At 70.0% G+C, this 16,664-nt stretch carries 16 protein-coding genes; 11 read left to right on the top strand and 5 right to left on the bottom strand.

The window, feature by feature from the left end:
* Positions 1 to 95 precede the first annotated feature (95 nt).
* Both benB and benA read right to left on the bottom strand, forming a co-directional pair.
* A complete protein-coding gene (gene benB / locus HFP15_RS00480) occupies positions 96 to 605 on the bottom strand; it encodes a benzoate 1,2-dioxygenase small subunit (RefSeq protein ID WP_168510186.1) in 510 nt (169 codons plus the stop codon).
* Positions 602 to 1,954, bottom strand: coding sequence for a benzoate 1,2-dioxygenase large subunit (gene benA, locus HFP15_RS00475; RefSeq protein WP_168510184.1), 1,353 nt, complete (start codon positions 1,952 to 1,954; stop codon positions 602 to 604). Before benA ends, benB begins: the two co-directional genes overlap by 4 nt.
* A 217-nt stretch (positions 1,955 to 2,171) precedes the next feature.
* Here benA and HFP15_RS00470 point away from each other — a divergent pair, with 217 nt between their 5' ends.
* From HFP15_RS00470 to catC, 4 genes are read left to right on the top strand one after another with little or no spacing between them, the layout of a single operon-like run.
* Positions 2,172 to 3,071, top strand: a complete 900-nt coding sequence (locus HFP15_RS00470) for a LysR substrate-binding domain-containing protein (RefSeq protein WP_168510182.1) — start codon at positions 2,172 to 2,174, stop codon at positions 3,069 to 3,071.
* A complete protein-coding gene (locus HFP15_RS00465; RefSeq protein ID WP_168510179.1) occupies positions 3,068 to 4,171 on the top strand; it encodes a mandelate racemase/muconate lactonizing enzyme family protein in 1,104 nt (367 codons plus the stop codon). Before HFP15_RS00470 ends, HFP15_RS00465 begins: the two co-directional genes overlap by 4 nt.
* A 28-nt stretch (positions 4,172 to 4,199) precedes the next feature.
* Complete coding sequence (gene catA, locus HFP15_RS00460) at positions 4,200 to 5,051, top strand: catechol 1,2-dioxygenase (RefSeq protein ID WP_168510177.1); 852 nt, start codon at positions 4,200 to 4,202, stop codon at positions 5,049 to 5,051.
* A gap of 21 nt (positions 5,052 to 5,072) precedes the next feature.
* Positions 5,073 to 5,354 carry a muconolactone Delta-isomerase gene (gene catC, locus HFP15_RS00455; protein ID WP_168510175.1) on the top strand — a complete coding sequence of 94 codons (282 nt, stop codon included), beginning with the start codon at positions 5,073 to 5,075 and terminating at the stop codon, positions 5,352 to 5,354.
* An 81-nt stretch (positions 5,355 to 5,435) separates the two neighbouring features.
* On the opposite strand, the gene HFP15_RS00450 is transcribed toward catC, so the two are convergent.
* On the bottom strand, positions 5,436 to 6,419 hold the full coding sequence (locus tag HFP15_RS00450) for a PaaX family transcriptional regulator (RefSeq protein WP_168510173.1): 984 nt from the start codon (positions 6,417 to 6,419) through the stop codon (positions 5,436 to 5,438).
* 173 nt (positions 6,420 to 6,592) lie between these two features.
* On the opposite strand from HFP15_RS00450, the gene HFP15_RS00445 reads away from it, so the two are divergent.
* From HFP15_RS00445 to HFP15_RS00415, 7 genes are read left to right on the top strand one after another with little or no spacing between them, the layout of a single operon-like run.
* Positions 6,593 to 7,507, top strand: a complete 915-nt coding sequence (locus tag HFP15_RS00445) for a transporter substrate-binding domain-containing protein (protein ID WP_168510171.1) — start codon at positions 6,593 to 6,595, stop codon at positions 7,505 to 7,507.
* Positions 7,508 to 7,526: 19 nt separating this feature from the next.
* Entirely contained in the window at positions 7,527 to 8,384 is an 858-nt protein-coding gene (locus tag HFP15_RS00440; RefSeq protein WP_168510169.1) for an amino acid ABC transporter permease, read from the top strand.
* Positions 8,381 to 9,175 (top strand): amino acid ABC transporter ATP-binding protein, encoded by a 795-nt coding sequence (locus HFP15_RS00435; protein ID WP_168510167.1) that lies wholly within the window; start codon positions 8,381 to 8,383, stop codon positions 9,173 to 9,175. The genes HFP15_RS00440 and HFP15_RS00435 overlap by 4 nt, the downstream gene beginning before the upstream one ends.
* Positions 9,172 to 10,290, top strand: a complete 1,119-nt coding sequence (locus HFP15_RS00430) for a CapA family protein (RefSeq protein WP_168510165.1) — start codon at positions 9,172 to 9,174, stop codon at positions 10,288 to 10,290. The genes HFP15_RS00435 and HFP15_RS00430 overlap by 4 nt, the downstream gene beginning before the upstream one ends.
* A complete protein-coding gene (locus tag HFP15_RS00425) occupies positions 10,287 to 11,525 on the top strand; it encodes a CaiB/BaiF CoA transferase family protein (RefSeq protein ID WP_168510163.1) in 1,239 nt (412 codons plus the stop codon). The genes HFP15_RS00430 and HFP15_RS00425 overlap by 4 nt, the downstream gene beginning before the upstream one ends.
* Positions 11,526 to 11,541: 16 nt before the next feature.
* On the top strand, positions 11,542 to 12,615 hold the full coding sequence (locus HFP15_RS00420) for a 2-hydroxyacyl-CoA dehydratase family protein (RefSeq protein ID WP_168510161.1): 1,074 nt from the start codon (positions 11,542 to 11,544) through the stop codon (positions 12,613 to 12,615).
* Positions 12,612 to 13,916, top strand: coding sequence for a 2-hydroxyacyl-CoA dehydratase family protein (locus tag HFP15_RS00415; protein ID WP_168510159.1), 1,305 nt, complete (start codon positions 12,612 to 12,614; stop codon positions 13,914 to 13,916). The genes HFP15_RS00420 and HFP15_RS00415 overlap by 4 nt, the downstream gene beginning before the upstream one ends.
* Here HFP15_RS00415 and HFP15_RS00410 read toward each other — a convergent pair.
* Together HFP15_RS00410 and HFP15_RS00405 are read right to left on the bottom strand one after the other, a co-directional pair.
* Positions 13,840 to 15,351 (bottom strand): glutamine synthetase family protein, encoded by a 1,512-nt coding sequence (locus HFP15_RS00410; protein ID WP_210716582.1) that lies wholly within the window; start codon positions 15,349 to 15,351, stop codon positions 13,840 to 13,842. The genes HFP15_RS00415 and HFP15_RS00410 overlap by 77 nt on opposite strands.
* Positions 15,348 to 16,664: a Rieske 2Fe-2S domain-containing protein gene (locus tag HFP15_RS00405; RefSeq protein WP_168510157.1), complete on the bottom strand. Its 1,317-nt coding sequence runs from the start codon at positions 16,662 to 16,664 to the stop codon at positions 15,348 to 15,350. The genes HFP15_RS00410 and HFP15_RS00405 overlap by 4 nt, the downstream gene beginning before the upstream one ends.

Genomic DNA, 16,664 nt, shown 5'->3' with positions numbered 1-16,664 from the left:
GGGCGAAGCTCATTGAAGCGGCAGAGCCGCTTGCTGTGAGGACGGCATCTTGCACCGCCACCCGCACCGCTACGCAAACCACTCGGGACAAAATTTCAGAAGTGGTAGACGTCGACGACGTGGTGGATGTAGTCGTTCTTCAAGATGATCGTCTTGCGGCGGATCAACGGGGACTCGCCGGAGAAGTCGATCGTGTAGAACGAGGTGCCGTAGTAGGGGTCGACGGTCTTGTACCGGAAGTACATGGTGTGCCAGTTGAACCGCACGTCCACCAGATCGCCGCGCCGCTCGATGACCTCGACGTTGCTGATGTTGTGGCTGGTGCGCGGTTCCGGCAGCGACGTGGCGCTGGAACGCTCCGTGCGGATGCGGAACACCCGGTCCTCCAGCCCGCCCTTGTTCGGGTAGTAGATCAGCGAGATGTCGGTCTGCGGGTTCTCGGTGAGCTGATCGTCGTCGCCCCACGAGGGCATCCAGTAGACGACGTCGTCGGCGTAGCAGTCGAGCCACTTCTCGAACTCGCGGTCGTCGAGGTAGCGCGCCTCGCGGTAGAGGAACTGCTCGATGTCGGTCTGGGTGACGGTCTTCTCGGCCGGGATGGTCATCGTGCTTCCTCCTCCAGCGCCGCGCGCATCGTGCGCAGCCAGAAACCGTGCTGCACCGGATAAAGGCCCTCGTCCTCGTTCTTGACCCCGGAGGAGACGACGTCCTTGAGGTCGAGCGTCTCCGCGACCTCGTCGGGACCGCCCAGCCAATGCTCGGCGCCGCGGCTCATGTCGTTCCACGGCGCGGCCTGCGCCCGGAAGGTCAGCTGACAGGAGCGGAACTCCTCCAGGTCGTCGGGGGTGGCCATACCGGAGGCGTTGAAGAAGTCCTCGTACTGCCGGATCCGCCACGCGCGGGCGTCGGCGCTCTCCCCCTTCGGCGCGATGCAGTAGATGGTGACCTCGGTCTTGTCCGGCGCGATCGGGCGGAAATGCCGGATCTGCGTGGAGAACTGGTCCATCAGGTACACGTTGGGGTACAGGCAGAGGTTGCGCGAGCCGCGCACCATGAACTCGCCCTTGGCGTCGCCGAACTCCTTCTTCAGCTCCTCCATGCGGTTCCACAGTGGACGGTCCTGTGGGTTGCCCGCCCACGTCCACAGGCACAGGTGCCCCTGCGGGAACGACCAGTAGCCGCCACCGGACTTGCCCCAGCTGCCCGCGTCGAGGGTCTTGGTGTCGTTCTTGGACGCTCCGGTGCCGCGCCGCGCCGTGGTGGCGGCGTAGTTCCAGTGCGTCGCCGTGACGTGGTAGCCGTCGGCGCCGTTCTCGGCCTGCACCTTCCAGTTTCCGTCGTAGGTGTAGGTCGATGCGCCGCGCAGCACCTCCAGCCCGTCCGGCGACTGGTCCACGAGCATGTCGATGATCTTCGTGGTGTCACCGAGGTGCTCGGCCAGCGGCAGCACGTCGGCGTTGAGGCTGCCGAACAGGAAGCCGCGGTAGGAGTCGAACCGCGCGACCCTGGTCAGGTCGTGCGAGCCGTCCCTGTCGAACGACTCCGGATAGCCCGCGCCCTCGGGGTCCTTGACCTTGAGCAGCTTGCCGTCGTTGCGGAAGGTCCACCCGTGGAACGGGCAGGTCAGTGTCGGCCGGTTGTCCGCCTTGCGGCGGCAGATCATCGCGCCGCGGTGGGCGCAGGCGTTGATCAGGCAGTGCAGCTCGCCCTTCGCATCGCGCGTGATGACCACGGGCTGGCGGCCGATGTAGGTAGTGAAGTAGTCGCCGGGGTTGGGCAGCTGCGATTCGTGCGCGAGGTAAATCCAGTTCCCCTCGAAGATGTGCTTCATCTCGAGCTCGAAGATCTCCTCGTCGGTGAAGATCCTGCGGTTCGCGCGGTAGACACCGGCCTCGCGGTCCTCAACGAGGGCGTCCGCCAGAACGGCGGACAGGTGGTCCAAGGTCTCAGTCATGGAGCCCTCCACGATCGGCTCTGATCGGATGTTCGTTCGACCATGACAGGACGTGGCGCGCGCCACCCGAGGCGAATGCCTAGTCCTGACCCAGGGTGTAATTGATACGTGCCACCTATCAATCCAACGGAAACGAGTCCTTGTGCTGACTCAATATCCGTACCTACCGTGAATCAATCGCACCGCGAGGCACGCCGAAGTGGAAGGAGGTCCGGAGATGGAACTGCGTCACCTGCGCTATTTCGTCGCCGTGGCTGACACCTGCCATTTCGGCCGCGCCGCCGAGCGGCTGCACATGGCGCAGCCCGCGCTCTCCCAGGCCATCCGCCAGCTGGAAGCCGAACTGGGGGCACCGCTGTTCACCCGCACCACCCGTCAGGTCAGCCTGACACCGGCGGGCGAGTTCTTCCTCGAGGAGGCCCAGCGCGTGCTCGGCGCGGTGGAGGGCAGCGTGCGCGGGGTGCGGCGGATCGCGGGCGGCAGGCTCGGCCTCGTCCGGGTCGGCTTCACCGGCACCGCCGCGTTCTCCCATCTGCCCGAGATCGCCCGCACGGTCAAGCGCAGGCTGCCCGGCGTGGCCCTCGAGGTGCACGCCGACCTGCTCACCCCGGACCAGTGCGACGGCCTGCGCGCGGGCAGTCTCGACCTCGGCGTGCTGCGGCCGCCGGTGCGCGGCGACGGTATCGAGCTGCGCGCGCTGGAGGCCGAGCCGCTGATCCTGGCCGTGCCCGCCGATCACCGGCTCGCGGTCGAGCCCGTGGTGTCGATGGCGGACCTGCGCGCCGAGGACTTCATCGTCTACGCGACCAAGGACTCCGTGGTCAACGACGCCGTCATGCGCAGCTGCCAGGCCGCCGGGTTCAGCCCGCACCGTGAGCACGAGGCGGCGGGCACCGCCGTGCTGCTGGCGCTGGTCGCGGGTGGGCTCGGCATCGCCGTGATCCCGGCCTCGGCTCGCGCGCTGCCGCTGGCCGGTGTGGTGTTCCGCGATCTGGCCGACGCCGGTGCCGTCGAACTCGCGCTCGCCTGGAAAAGCGACAACGAATCCCCGCTCGTCCGATCGGTGCTCGACGTGCTCGAGACCGCGCTCACCACGACTGCCGAGGTCAGCCGATGAAAATCACCCGGGTGGAGGCGATCCCGTTCGCCATCCCCTACCGCAAACCGCTCAAGTTCGCCTCCGGCGAGGTCCACGTCGCCGAGCACGTGCTGGTGCGGGTGCACACCGACGACGGTGTCGTCGGGATCGCGGAGGCACCCCCTCGCCCGTTCACCTACGGCGAGACGCAGGCGGGCATCGTCACCGTGATCGAGCAGATCTTCGCGCCACAGGTGGTCAGCCTGTCCCTGCTGGAGCGGGAAACCATGGTCGCGCGCCTGGCCCGCACCGTCGGCAACCCGGCCGCGAAGTCCGCACTCGACATGGCCGTGTGGGACGCGCTGGGCCGCACGCTCGACGTGGCGGTGACCGAACTGCTGGGCGGCTACACCGACCGCATGCGCGTATCGCACATGCTCGGCTTCGACGAGCCGGCCGCGATGGTCGCCGAGGCACAGCGCGTGCGCGAGCGGCACGGCATCACCACGTTCAAGGTCAAGGTCGGCCGCCGCCCGGTCGGCCTGGACACCGCGGTGGTGCGGGCGCTGCGCGAGAACCTCGGCCCGCAGGTCGAGCTCTACGTCGACGGCAACCGCGGCTGGACCGCGTCGGAATCGGCCGCGGCGATGAAGGAGATGTCGGATCTGGGCCTGCTCTTCGCCGAGGAGCTGTGCCCCGCCGACGACGTGCTGGGCCGCCGCTGGCTGGTGTCCCAGCTCGACGTGCCCTTCATCGCCGACGAGTCCGCCGTGACCCCGGCCGACGTGACCCGCGAGATCCTCGGCGGGTCGGCCACCGCGATCAGCATCAAGGTCGCCCGCAGCGGTTTCACCCACTCGCAGCGGGTGCACCACCTCGCCGAGGGCCTCGGGCTGGAAGTCGTGATGGGCAACCAGATCGACGGCCAGCTCGGGACACTGTGCACTGTCGCGTTCGGATCGTCGTATCAGCTCACCGCGCGCAGGGCCGGGGAGCTGTCGAACTTCCTCGACATGAGCGACGACCTGCTCACCGAACCACTGGAGATCCGCGACGGCGAGCTGGCCATCCGTCCCGGTGCCGGGATCGGCGCCGAGATCGACCCGGACAAACTCGCGCGCTATCGCCAGGACACCTGAGTAAGAAAAAGAGATCAAGGAGGATCCCATGACCGCCACCCACCACGAGGTCGCCACCGCCGCCGGCTCCGGCGCGGGCGCGACCGCCCGGTTCAAGTCGGACAAGCTCGCCGGCGTCGCGAACACCCCCAAGGAGCGGGTGTCCCTGCTCGCGCGTGAGGTGCTCGACGCGGTGCACGAGACCATCCGCAAGCACAAGGTCACCTACGACGAGTACAACGCCCTGAAGTCCTGGCTGATCAGCGTCGGCGAGGACGGCGAATGGCCGCTGTTCCTCGACGTGTGGGTCGAGCACGTCGTCGAGGAGGTCGCCACCGAACACCGCCAGGGCAACAAGGGCACCATCGAGGGCCCGTACTACGTGCCCAACGCGCCCGAGCAGGGTTCCAGCGGCAGTGTGCCCACCCGGGAGAACGAGCCCGGCACGCCGCTGGTGTGGACCGGCCAGGTCACCTCGACCGACGGCACGGCGCTGCCGGGCGCGAAGGTCGAGCTGTGGCACGCCGACGCGGAGGGGTACTACTCGCAGTTCGCACCCGGCATCCCCGAGTGGAACCTGCGCGCGAGCTTCACCACCGACGAGCAGGGCCGGTTCGAGATCCACACCGTCAAGCCGGCGCCGTACCAGATCCCGACCGACGGCGCGTGCGGCAAGCTGATCGCGGCGGCGGGCTGGCACGCGTGGCGCCCGGCGCACCTGCACGTCAAGGTGTCCGCGCCCGGGCACGAGCTGCTCACCGCGCAGCTGTACTTCCCCGGTGACGAGCACAACGACGACGACATCGCCTCGGCGGTCAAGCCGGAACTGGTGCTGGACCCGAAGCCGGCGGACAACGGCGAGACCGTGGACTACGGCTTCGTCCTGGACCCGGTGCGCTGAACGCGTTAGGAGTACCCACCCATGTTGTTCCACGTCAGGATGGACGTCCACCTGCCACCCGATCTCGACCCCGCGGTGCGCGCGGACATCGTGGCCAGGGAGAAGGCCTACAGCCAGGACCTGCAGCGGACCGGGAAATGGCCGCAGATCTGGCGCATCGTGGGTGAGTACTCCAACTTCTCGATCTTCGACGTCGAGTCGGGTGACGAGTTGCACGAGATCCTGTCCGGGCTGCCGCTGTTCTCCTACATGACGATCAAGGTGACCCCACTGGCGAAACACCCGTCGAAGATCGACGACTGAGCCGGGCCCCGGTGCCGCCGCACGCCATCCCGGCGGCACCGGGGCCGTTCCACCGAGCCGCTCCGCACCACGCGGGGCGGCTCAATGCTGTCTGCGGGCCTCCGCGAGCCGCCGCGCCTGCGCCGCCTGTTCGAACGGGGTGTCGCCGTGCGCGCGGCGGTCGCCCAGGGCGGCGAATCGTTCCGCGACGGTCGCCGAATCGTGGTGCGCGGCCAGGTCGACGAGCTCGGGCGCGACCGTGCCGAGTATCTGGCGGAAGCGGATCTCGGCCAGCGGGCCGAGCCGGTCGTAGATCCGCACGAACACCCCCTGCGCGCGTGCCCTGTCCCAGCCCGGCGGCAGCAGTTCGGCGGGCAGATCCGGATCGGTTTCCGGAAAATGCCGCCACGACACGCGCAGCTCGGTGCGGATCCGCATCGCCTGCGCGGGCCCGATCAGGCCCGCGTCGAGACTGTCCAGCAACGGCTCGTACCGCTCGGCGAAGGCGTGGTACTCCTCGGCCAATGGCGCGAGATCGAAGGCCTCCCGCGGGCTCGCGCCGCCCGGAACCTCCTGCGCGCGCAGCACGGTCGCGGTGGTCACGCCCAGCTCCGCGAGCAGCTCCCGGACCTGCTCGCCCCGGTCGTGCGGGCACACCCACACCCCGTCGTAGAGCGGGGCGAAATGCAGCAGCCGCAACCGGGACCGCAGCGCCGTGCGCACGCCGCGCTCCTGCTCCGGCACCGAGAACGCCACGACGGTCCACATCCCGTCCCAGGACGGAGCGGTCGAGCCGAACGTCAGCATCCGGTAGGTCCGCTCGATGATCACCTCCGAGGTGCGCGGCGGGATGCCGTAGGCGGTCGTGCGCCCCTGCCGGGCCACGGTCAGCAGGCCACGCGCCGCGAGGCGGCGCATCGCCGCCCGAGCCCCGTCCGCCGTGACGTCGAAATCCGCGAGCAGCCGGACCAGCGCGGTCGCCGGGATGTGCTCGTCACGCCAGTACCAGAAGTCCCCGAGCAGCGACGTGAGCAGCAGCTGGGGCTCCGCGCCCTGCTGCGGACGGGGTAACGCGTCCGTGGCCATGCCAGCACTGTACGACACCGACCGGACGCCGATGTGACAACTCGGACCGGAAACGTGAGGGCAAACAGGTCTTGCCATAGGCGACAGCTCATGCGACGCTCGTCAACCAGATCGACAATGTGGATTTCGTCCCCACCGCCTGGCACAGGCCCAACGCAGGGAGATGCACCGCCATGCGCCATCCACTTCGCCGCGTCGCACCGACTGTCCTCGCCGTGGGCACCGCGCTGGCTCTGACCGCGTGTGGCGCCACCGTCGGCAGCGGCGAACCCGCCAGTTCCGACTCCGGTGCGGGAGTACCGGAGCTGCACAACGCACTGCCGCAGCAGGTCAAGGACTCCGGGGTGCTGAAGTTCGCCGGAGACTCCCATCCGCCGTATCGCACGGTGGGTACCGACGGGACGACCGTCACCGGCATCGACAAGGACTTCCAGGACGCACTGGGCAAGCTGCTCGGTGTGCGCACCGAGACGCAGATCGTCACGAACCTGTCCGCGGCGCTGCAGGGCATGCTGTCCGGCCGGTACGACGCGTTCAACGGGCCGGTCAAGGCCACGGCCGAACGCGAGCAGCAGTTCGACACGATCACCTGGATGACCACGCGCACCTCCTACGTGGTGCCGTCGAACTCGACCGCAGGCATCAAGACCGTCGACGATCTGTGCGGTAAGCGTGTCGCGCTGGTCAAGGCCAGCATCGTCGAAGACCAGCTGGCCAAGCTCTCGCAATACTGCACCGGCAAGGGAAAACCTGCCGCGACCGCGCTGCCGCTGGACGACACCAACGGCACACTGCTGGCCACGCAGGCAGGCCGCGCGGACGCCGCCGGGATGACGCAGGCGGCCGCGATCGACGTGACCTCGCAGCAGAAGGGCAGCTACTCCTACGTCACGCAGACCGAGGCGCAGGGCGCGACGGCCGACGACCTCGCCCTGCTCGTGCCCAAGAGCAGCGGCATGGGACAGGTCATGCTCAAGGCCTTCCAGCAGCTGTTCGACAACGGCGAATACCGCCGGATCATGCAGCAGTGGGGACTGACCGACGTCATGGTCGCCGCACCGCTGCTCGACGTCGCCACCTCGAAGTGAGCCCGTTGTGGAGTACGCCATGACCACCGCGGACGCGGCAGTTCAAGACGAGGACGTGGCCACCGCGCGCCGACTGGTGCATCCCTGGCGCTGGGCCGGCGGGTTCGTGCTCGCCGTGTTCGCCGCGCAACTGGCCTGGTTCCTCATCCACAACTCCCGTTTCCAATGGGACGTGGTGTGGCACTACCTGTTCGATCCGACCATCCTTTCCGGACTGGCAACCACGGTGCTGCTGGCCGTGATCGCGATGGCGATCGCCTCGGCCGTGGGCGGCCTGCTCGCGGCGGCGCAGCTGTCCGGGTTTCCGCCGCTGCGCTGGGCCTCCACCGTCTACATCGGAGTGTTCCGCGGCATTCCGCCGCTGGTGCAGCTGATCTTCTGGTTCAACCTGGCCTACCTGCTACCCCGGCTCTCGCTGGGCATCCCGTTCGGGCCGGTGCTGCTGTCCTGGGACTCCAACCAGGTGATCACCCCGTTGACCGCGGCGATCATCGGGCTGTCACTGGTGGAATCGGCCTACCTCGCCGAGATCATCCGCGCCGGGCTGCTCGGCGTGGACCCGGGCCAGCGGGACGCCGCCCGCGCCATGGGATTCACGCCCGCGCAGACGTTCACGCGGGTCGTGCTGCCGCAGGCGATGCGCGTCATGCTGCCGCCCGCCGGCAGCCAGTTCATCACCGTCCTGAAGGGAACCGCGCTGGTGTCGGTGATCTCGATGACCGACCTGCTGCACTCGGTGCAGGTCATCTACGACCGCACCTACCAGATCGTGCCGCTGCTGATCGTCGCGTGCGCGTGGTACCTGGTCGTGGTCACGCTGCTGACCATGGGACAGCGGGTGCTGGAGCGGCGCTTCTCCCGAGGGGTGACGCGATGACCCCGGCGCTGCGGCTGCGGTCGGTACGCAAGTCCTTCGGTGACCACGTCGCGCTCGACGACGTGACCCTCGACGTGCACGAGGGCGAGGTCGTGGTGATCATCGGCCCGTCCGGGTCCGGCAAGTCCACGTTGATCCGGTGCGCCCACCAACTGGAGACCATCGACGCCGGCGCGATCTACCTCGACGGCGAACTGCTCGGCCACCGCCGGCGCGGCGAGGCGCTGATTCCGTTGCGGGAAAGGCAGATCGCGGCGCAGCGGCGGCGGATGAGCATGGTGTTCCAGCAGTTCAACCTGCTGCCGCACTTCACCGTGCTGCGCAACGTCACCGAGGCTCCGGTGCGGGTACACGGGCGCTCGCGGTCCGACGCCGAACGGGAGGCGCTGGAACTGCTGGACCGGGTCGGGCTGCGTGACCGGGCGCAGCGCTACCCGCGCCAGCTCTCCGGCGGCCAGCAGCAGCGGGTCGCGATCGCCAGGGCACTGGCCACCCGTCCGCGGATCATCCTGTTCGACGAGCCGACGAGCGCGCTCGATCCGGAACTGGTCGAGGACGTGCTCAAGGTGATGCGCGGGCTGGCCGCCGAGGGCAAGACCATGGTCGTGGTCACGCACGAGATGGCCTTCGCACGCGAGGTGGCCGACCGGTGCGTGTTCATGGAGGCCGGGCGCATCGTCGAATCCGGGCCGCCGCAGGAGCTGTTCGGCAGCCCGAAGACCGACCGCCTCCGCTCGTTCCTGTCCCGCCACAACAACACCACAACGTCCACAATGGAGCGTGTTTCGTGATCACCATCGCGTCGGTGGGGGATCTGATCCTCGACGAGCCGGACCCGGCCTTCTTCCTGGCCCCGGCCGCGCCCGTGCTGCGCACGGCCGACGTCACGATCGGCCACGTCGAGGTCCCCCACTCCACCACCACCGCGCAGCAGAGCACCGACGTGCCCGCGCCCCCGGCCGATCCGGCGGCGCTCGGCGCGCTGGCCGCGGCCGGCTTCGACGTCGTCACCCTGGCGGGCAACCACATCTACGACGCGGGCGAGACCGGGGTCGCCGACACCGTCGCGCACGCCCGGAAAGCGGGCCTGGTCACCGCCGGTGCGGGCGCGAACCTCGCCGAAGCGCGCACGCCCGCGATCGTCGAACGCGACGGGCTCACCGTCGGCGTGCTGTCCTACAACTGTGTCGGGCCGAGGGAATCCTGGGCGACCTCGCGCAAGGGCGGCTGCGCCTACGTGCACGTGCTCACCCACTACGAACTCGACCACGCCAGTCCCGGCGGCCCGCCGAAGATCTACACCTTCACCGATCCGGACACCCAGGAGGCGATGGCCGAGGACATCCGCGCCCTGCGGCAACGGGCCGACGTGGTCCTGGTGTCGATGCACAAGGGCGTCGGGCACACGCCGGAGGTGGTCGCGATGTACGAGGGCCCGCTGGCGCGTGCCGCGATCGATGCCGGTGCCGACGCGGTGTTCGGGCACCACTCGCACATCATGCGCGGAATCGAGGTGCACCGGGGCAAGCCGATCTTCCACGGGCTGGGCAACTTCGTCACCGTCACCCACGCGCTGACCCCGAGCGAGGACACCGGCAGCGCCGAACGCGCGGCATGGGCCGAGCGGCGCAGGCAACTCTACGGTTTCGAACCCGATCCGCGGATGCCCGCGTTCCCGTTCCACCCGGAAAGCCGCAACACCGCGATCGCATGGTGCCGGTTCGACCGGGACGGCTTGGCCGAGGCCGGTTTCGTGCCGTGCTGGATCGACGACGAGGCACGACCCGTGCCCGGCGCCGAGCACGTCGCAGGCTACATCGCCGGCATCACCGGCGCCGCCGGGTTCGGTACCCGGATTTCCCGCCGGGACGAGGAATTCCTGATCGACGTGACGAGGGCAGCATGACCGACCAGCCACTCGCCGGGCGCACCGTCATCGACCTGACCACCGCGCTCGCCGGGCCCTACGCGACCCTGCTGCTGGCCGGGCTCGGCGCCACTGTGATCAAGGTGGAGAATCCCGCGACCGGGGGTGACGCCTCCCGCAACAACGCGCCCTACGTCAGCCGGTCCGGGCTGTCGCTGGTGCGGCGGGAACCCGGTGACATGTCGGTGTCGATGCTGGTGCGCGGCCGCAACAAGCTCAGCGTGACGCTCGACCTCAAGAACCCGCGCGGGCACGCCGTTTTCGCCGATCTCGTGCGCGACGCCGATGTCGTCGTGGAGAACTACAGCCCGGGCGTCACCCGGCGCCTCGGCATCGACTACCCGGCGGTGCGCACGCTCAACCCGAAGATCGTCTACACCTCGATCAGCGGGTTCGGCGCGCAGGGCGGCCCGGGCTCGGGCAAGGCGATGGACTCGATCATCCAGGCCCTGTCCGGGGTGATGATGACCGCGGGCGAACCCGACGAGGGCCCGGTGCGGTTCGGGCTGCCGGTCGGCGACATGCTCGCCCCGCTGTTCGCGGTGATCGGCACGGTTTCGGCGCTGCTGCAGGCCGAGCAGACCGGCGAGGGGCAACATGTCGACGTGTCGATGCTCGGTGCGCTGACGTCGCTGGTCGCGTGCGAGCCGTTCGACGCCTTCGACGCGGTCGGGCTGCCGCAGCGCACCGGATCGATGGTGCCGAGACTGGCCCCGTTCGGGATCCTGCCCACCGCGGACGGGCATCTGGCGTTGTGTGCGCCGACGGATGCCTTCGCGCACGGCGTGCTACGGGCGATGGGGCGCGCGGACCTCATCGAGGACAAGCGTTTCCGCACCCGCGACGAGCGGGTCCGCAACGCCGACGAGTTGCACGGCCTGATCCGCGAATGGTGCCGCACCCGCCCGCTCGCCGAGCTGCTCGACGCGCTGACGGCGGAAGGCGTGCCCGCCGCCGAGGTGCGCGATCCGCACAGCGCGGTGCGGGATCCGCTGGTTCGGGCGCGCGAGGAGGTGGTGCCCGTGGTGCATCCGCGCTACGGCGACGTCGCCGACCTGGCCGCGACGGGTGTGCCCATCCGGTTTTCGGCCTCGCGCGCGGGTTTCGACCGTCCCGCGCCCGCACTCGGCGAGCACAACGACCAGGTGTACCGCGAGCGGCTGGGCTACAGCGAACGCGAGATCGCCGACCTGGCCGCCGAATCGGTCATCTGAGCACACGGAGGAAGACATGTCCCTCGCGCGGCTGCTGGCGCACGCGGCGGACCGGATGGCCGTCGCGCGCGCCACGGACCGTCCGGTGATCGGATACGTCGGCGCGGATGTCCCGGTGGAGCTGCTGACCGCGGCGGGCGCGTTGCCACTGCGGCTGTTCGGGGCGCCGGGCGCCGACCACAGCCTCGGCGACCGGTATCTCGGGCAGGGCCTCGACCCGGCGGCACGGTCGGTGCTCTCACGCCTGCTGCTCGGCGAGTTCGGTGAGCTGGCCGGGGTGGTGGTGTCCCGCGACTGCGAGGCCTCGGCGCGGCTGTTCTACGCGCTGCGGGAACTGCGGCGGGTGGAGCCCTCGATCGCGTTGCCGCCCGTGCATCTGGTCGATGTGCTGCATCTGCCACACCGCACGACAACCCGGTACGTGCTGGCGAAGATCCGCCAGTTGCGGGCCACGCTGGAAGCGTGGTTCGGGCACGCCGTCTCCGGCCACGAGCTGGCGCGGGCGATCGCGGCGCACGACCGGTTGCGTGAGCTGCTGACCGCGATGACGCGGCTGCGGCGCGAGCGCCGGCTGACGGGCACGCAGGCGCTGGCGGTCGTCGCGGCGACCACGGCGCTGCCTGTAGGCCGGGCGTGCGAGCTGGTGGCGGCGCTGCTGGACGAAACTTTGCCCGAAGCCGACGGCAAACCGGTGTTCCTCACCGGCAGCGGGCACGACACCGGCGATGTCTACGCCGCGCTGGAGGAGACCGGTTTGCTGATCGTCGGCGAGGACCACGACTGGGGCGATCTGCTGTTCCGCCGCACGGTCGGCGCCCCCACCGAACCGGCGCTGGCGGAGCGCTACCAGCACAACGGCCCGGCGGCGCCGACCTCGTCGATCCGGCACCGCGCACGGCACACCGCGAAAGCCGCGGCCGAGTGCGGCGCCGAGCTGCTGGTCTTGTACGCGCGGGTGCGCGACGACGGGCCGCCGTGGGATTTTTCCGCCCAGCGCGAGGAAACCGGGCTGCCCGCGATAGTGCTGGAACGCCAGCCCTACGGCGCGGCCGATCTCGGCGCGCTCGTCCCGGCAGGGGCGGGCCGGTGAGCGCGCGGCTGGAATCGGCGACGGCGGCCACGGCCTACCAGCGGCAGTGGTTCGCCGCGCTGCGCGAGCAGGACGGGCCGCTCGCGCTGGTCAACGCCGACGCACCACAGGAGATCTTCCGCACCATGGGCATCCCGTACGTGGTGAACCAGTGGTGGGCCTCGATCGTCGCGGCCAAGCGGCGCACCCAGGACTATCTGGGCTACCTGCGGGAGCGTGGCTATCCCGACTACATCGAGCAGTACAGCTCGACCTCGCTCGCATCGGTCTTCGACCCGGATCCGGCGTCCGCGCCGTGGGGCGGGCTGCCGCGACCGTCCATTGTGCTCGCCGAGACCACCGGTGACGCGTCCCGCAAGATCTTCGACGTCTGGGACGAGCAGCCGGGAATCACCTTCTACCCGTTGGAAAGCGCGGCGGAGAACGACGTGCCGGCGCGGTGGTGGGAGCTGATGCCGGGCCGCTGGGAGGAGGCGATCGGCGCCGACCGGCTCGATCTGCTGGTCGGCGAGCTGGAAGGGCTGATCCGGTTCCTGGAGCAGACCACCGGCGCGGTGTTCTCCGAATCGCGGTTCCGTGAGGTGATGGCGCTGGTCAACGAGCAGCAGGAGTGGAACCGGCGCACACGCGACCTCATCGCCCGCGCCCGGCCGTGCCCGCTCGCCGTCACCGACAGCATTCCGAGCGTCATGGTGCCGCAGTGGCACCGTGGCACGGAATGGGCCCGCGACGCGGCGCGCCGGTTCCATGACGAGGTGGCCGAGCGGGTGCGGGCCGGCGGCGCGGTGTGCCGCGACGAGCGGGCGCGGCTGATGTGGATCGGCCGGGGGTTGTGGTTCGACCTGGACTTCTACCGGCGGTTCCAGGAATCGCACGGCGCGGTGTTCGTGTGGTCGATGTACCTCGCGATCGCGGCGGACGGCTACCTCCGCTACGGCGACGATCCGCTACGCGCGCTGGCCGCCCGGTTCGCCGCGTTCTCCGATCAGCTCTACACCCCGCCGTGGTCGGCGGAGTGGTACGTCAAGGAGGCACGGCTGCACGGCGTGGACGGCGTGGTGCACCTGGTCTCCGACGACCCGCGCGGCAGCTACTTCACCACGCGGGCCCTGGAGGCCGCCGGGATTCCGGTGCTGGAGCTGCACGCCGACAACGTGGACGCGCGCGGCGCCGACCCGGCCGCGATCACCCGCGAAATGAGCGACTGGCTGGAGAGCCGGGTGCTCAGAACAGCCCGAAGTACTCGCGCTGTTCCCACGCCGACACCTCCGCCAGGTACCGCGCCACCTCCGCCCGCTTGAGCGTGACGAACCAGTCCACCACCTCGCGGCCGAACACCGGCGCGAACACCGGATCCCGCTCCAGCGCGTCGAGTGCCTCCATCAGGCTTCCCGGCAGCCGCGGCGCCTCGGCCGCATACGGGGTTTCCGTCGGCGGGCCCGGATCCAGCGCCTCCTCGATCCCGGCCAGCCCGCTGACCACCTGCGAGGCGACGTAGAGATACGGGTTCGCGGCCGGCTCGCCGGACCGGTTCTCCAGGCGGGTCGCGGCACCGCCCACGGCCCGGACCATCGCGCCCTTGTTGTCCACGCCCCAGACGATCCGGTCCGGCGCGAGCGAGAAGGGCTGGTACCGCTTGTAGCCGTTGACGGTCGGCGTCGCGAACACCGCGGCCGCGGCCGCGTGCCGGAGCAGACCCGCCAGGTAGCGCATCCCGGTCTCCGACAGCACCGCGCCGGGAACCGTGGACACGAAGGCGTTCTCCCCGGTCATGCTGTCCACAAGGGACTGGTGCAGGTGCCAGCCGGCCGAGGCGGTGTCGGCGCCGAGCGGGCGGCTCATGAACGTGGCATGGTAGCCGTTCCTGCGGCACAACTGCCGGATCGCGCCGCGGCAGAGCACCACCGCGTCGGCGGCGGCCAGCCCCGGCCGCGGCGCGAGCGTCACCTCCAGCTGGTTCGGCCCGAACTCCAGCTCGATCGACCGCACCGGCAGATCGAGCGCGGTCAGCCCGTCGTGCAGCAGGTGCACGACGTCGTCCACCGAGTCGAGCTCCTCCTCGTGCAGCAGCTGCGCGCCGCGGGTCAGCGGCGCCACCACGGGCGGCTCGCCCGGCGCCCCCGGGCGTGCCGGGTCACGGCCGTCGTGCACGGTGCGGAACACGTGGAACTCCAGCTCCACGCCGACGGTCAGCTCGTAGCCGTGCCCGCCGAGCCGGGTCAGCGCCTTCCGGCACAGCTCCCGTGTGGACAGTGGCACCGGTGTGCCGTCCGGAAAGTACAGATCGCACAGCAGCCAGCCCGTGCCCTGCGCCCAGGGCAGCACGCGGAACGTGCCGGGATCGGGCACCAGCACCAGGTCGCCCGCGCCGGCGAGCCCCTCGATCCCGATTCCCGCGCCGGGCGTGAACACCGGGTACACCGACTTGCCCGAGGTGTCCTTGAGCAGCAGCGACGACGGCGCCGTGCAGCCGTCCCGCAAGGCACCCCACAGCGCGTCGCGGGTCAGCGTCTTACCGCGCAGCGAACCGTGCTGGTCGCAAAAGGACAGTCGCACCAGTTCGATGCCCTGTTCGTCGAGCACGCGCCGCAACTGTGCCGCCGCCGCGTAGTCCGCGTCGCCCCACAACCCGTGCCGCTCCACGAAACCGCCGCGGTCGGCGTCGGGCATCGGGCGGACCGCCACTCCCCCGCCGCCCTCGGCGACCGGCCGTTCGTCGACCGAGCGCGGGGTCACGGCAGCACTCCGGCCCACGGGGATTCGGCGCGGCGCTTGGCTTCCTGATCGCGCCAGTGCTGCTGCCAGCCCCCCGCGGGTGCGGTCGTGTCCACCGCCAGCGGTCCCCGCAGCGCCGCCGCGGACGCCTCGTCCGTGGCCAGGCCCGGCACCGGCCTTCCCGCCGCGTGCGCGGCGATCGAGCGCAGCAGCAGCCGCCGGTTGGCGGTCACCGCGCGGTCGGAGACACCGAGCCGCTCGACGGTACGATCCTGGATCGGGCCCATGCTCTCCACCGCCCACTGATCGTGCACGTTGATGTCCAGCCCCATCCCGGTGTACGTGCGGGACTTCTGTTCGCCCGGGTCGAAACCCCAGTCGTTGTCGCGGTTGCGGGTCGAGCGGAAGTCCGGCAGCGTCACCCCGGCCATCCGTTGCCGCAGCAGGGTTTCCTTGTCGGTCTTCTCGCGGAAGTCGTAGAAGATCATGTACCAGTAGTGGTTGTGATCGTCGACCGGGACGTGCCACTGGCAGAACACCTTGTCGTTGCCGAAGGGCACCACGAAGGCGTTGGGGAACACCAGGTTCGTGACCCGGACGTGCCGCAGGTCCTGGCTGAGCGTGCGGACCGCGAACACGCGCAGGCCGTGGACGTCGGTCTCGACGTCGATGTCCGGCCGGAAGCTCTCCCCGACGATGCTCGACAACGTCTTGCCGGTGCCCTCGACCTCCTCGCGGAACTGCTGCCCGTAGGTCTCGCGCGGGTCCTCGTCGAGGAACCGGTGCAGGAACGACACGTGGCTGGGGTCGATACCGCCCTCCACACCCTGCAGCCAGTTGCACTCCCACAGGCCCTTGAACGCGAACGTGTACTCCTCGGGCGCGAGGAAGCAGTCGTAGTCCGGGAACGGCGGTGGGGTGCCGCCGCCGAGGTAGGCGAAGACGATGCCGTTGCGCTCCTGGCACGGATAGGCCGCGATCCGCACCTTCTCGTGGAACCGGCTGCGCTCCGGTTCGGCGGGCTGCTCCAGGCAGCGCCCGTCCGCGCCGTAGAGCCAGCCGTGGTACAGGCAGCGCAGGCCGCCGTCCTCCAGCCGCCCGAAGGACAGGTCCACGCCCCGATGCGCGCAGAACCGGCTCACCAGCGCCCAGCCCCCATCGTCCTTTTTGTACAGGACGAGGTCCTCACCGAGCAGCCGCACCGGTTTGACGGGCCGTTCCGGCGACATCTCCGACACCAGCGCGGCGGGCTGCCAGTAGGCCCGCAGCAGGTTACCGGCCGGGGTGCCGGGCCCGGTGCGGGTGACCAGTTCGTTGTCCTCATGGGAAAGCAC

Source organism: Amycolatopsis acididurans (assembly GCF_012328925.1).
In the GTDB taxonomy this organism is placed as follows: Bacteria; Actinomycetota; Actinomycetes; order Mycobacteriales; family Pseudonocardiaceae; genus Amycolatopsis_E; species Amycolatopsis_E acididurans.
This window is presented reverse-complemented; position numbering and strand designations above follow the sequence as displayed.

What these genes read in the sequence shown, in the direction of transcription:
- benB (WP_168510186.1), bottom strand. Translation starts at nt 605, where the DNA reads ATGACCATCCCGGCCGAGAAGACCGTCACCCAGACCGACATCGAGCAG.
- benA (WP_168510184.1), bottom strand. Translation starts at nt 1,954, where the DNA reads ATGACTGAGACCTTGGACCACCTGTCCGCCGTTCTGGCGGACGCCCTC.
- HFP15_RS00470 (WP_168510182.1), top strand. Translation starts at nt 2,172, where the DNA reads ATGGAACTGCGTCACCTGCGCTATTTCGTCGCCGTGGCTGACACCTGC.
- HFP15_RS00465 (WP_168510179.1), top strand. Translation starts at nt 3,068, where the DNA reads ATGAAAATCACCCGGGTGGAGGCGATCCCGTTCGCCATCCCCTACCGC.
- catA (WP_168510177.1), top strand. Translation starts at nt 4,200, where the DNA reads ATGACCGCCACCCACCACGAGGTCGCCACCGCCGCCGGCTCCGGCGCG.
- catC (WP_168510175.1), top strand. Translation starts at nt 5,073, where the DNA reads ATGTTGTTCCACGTCAGGATGGACGTCCACCTGCCACCCGATCTCGAC.
- HFP15_RS00450 (WP_168510173.1), bottom strand. Translation starts at nt 6,419, where the DNA reads ATGGCCACGGACGCGTTACCCCGTCCGCAGCAGGGCGCGGAGCCCCAG.
- HFP15_RS00445 (WP_168510171.1), top strand. Translation starts at nt 6,593, where the DNA reads ATGCGCCATCCACTTCGCCGCGTCGCACCGACTGTCCTCGCCGTGGGC.
- HFP15_RS00440 (WP_168510169.1), top strand. Translation starts at nt 7,527, where the DNA reads ATGACCACCGCGGACGCGGCAGTTCAAGACGAGGACGTGGCCACCGCG.
- HFP15_RS00435 (WP_168510167.1), top strand. Translation starts at nt 8,381, where the DNA reads ATGACCCCGGCGCTGCGGCTGCGGTCGGTACGCAAGTCCTTCGGTGAC.
- HFP15_RS00425 (WP_168510163.1), top strand. Translation starts at nt 10,287, where the DNA reads ATGACCGACCAGCCACTCGCCGGGCGCACCGTCATCGACCTGACCACC.
- HFP15_RS00420 (WP_168510161.1), top strand. Translation starts at nt 11,542, where the DNA reads ATGTCCCTCGCGCGGCTGCTGGCGCACGCGGCGGACCGGATGGCCGTC.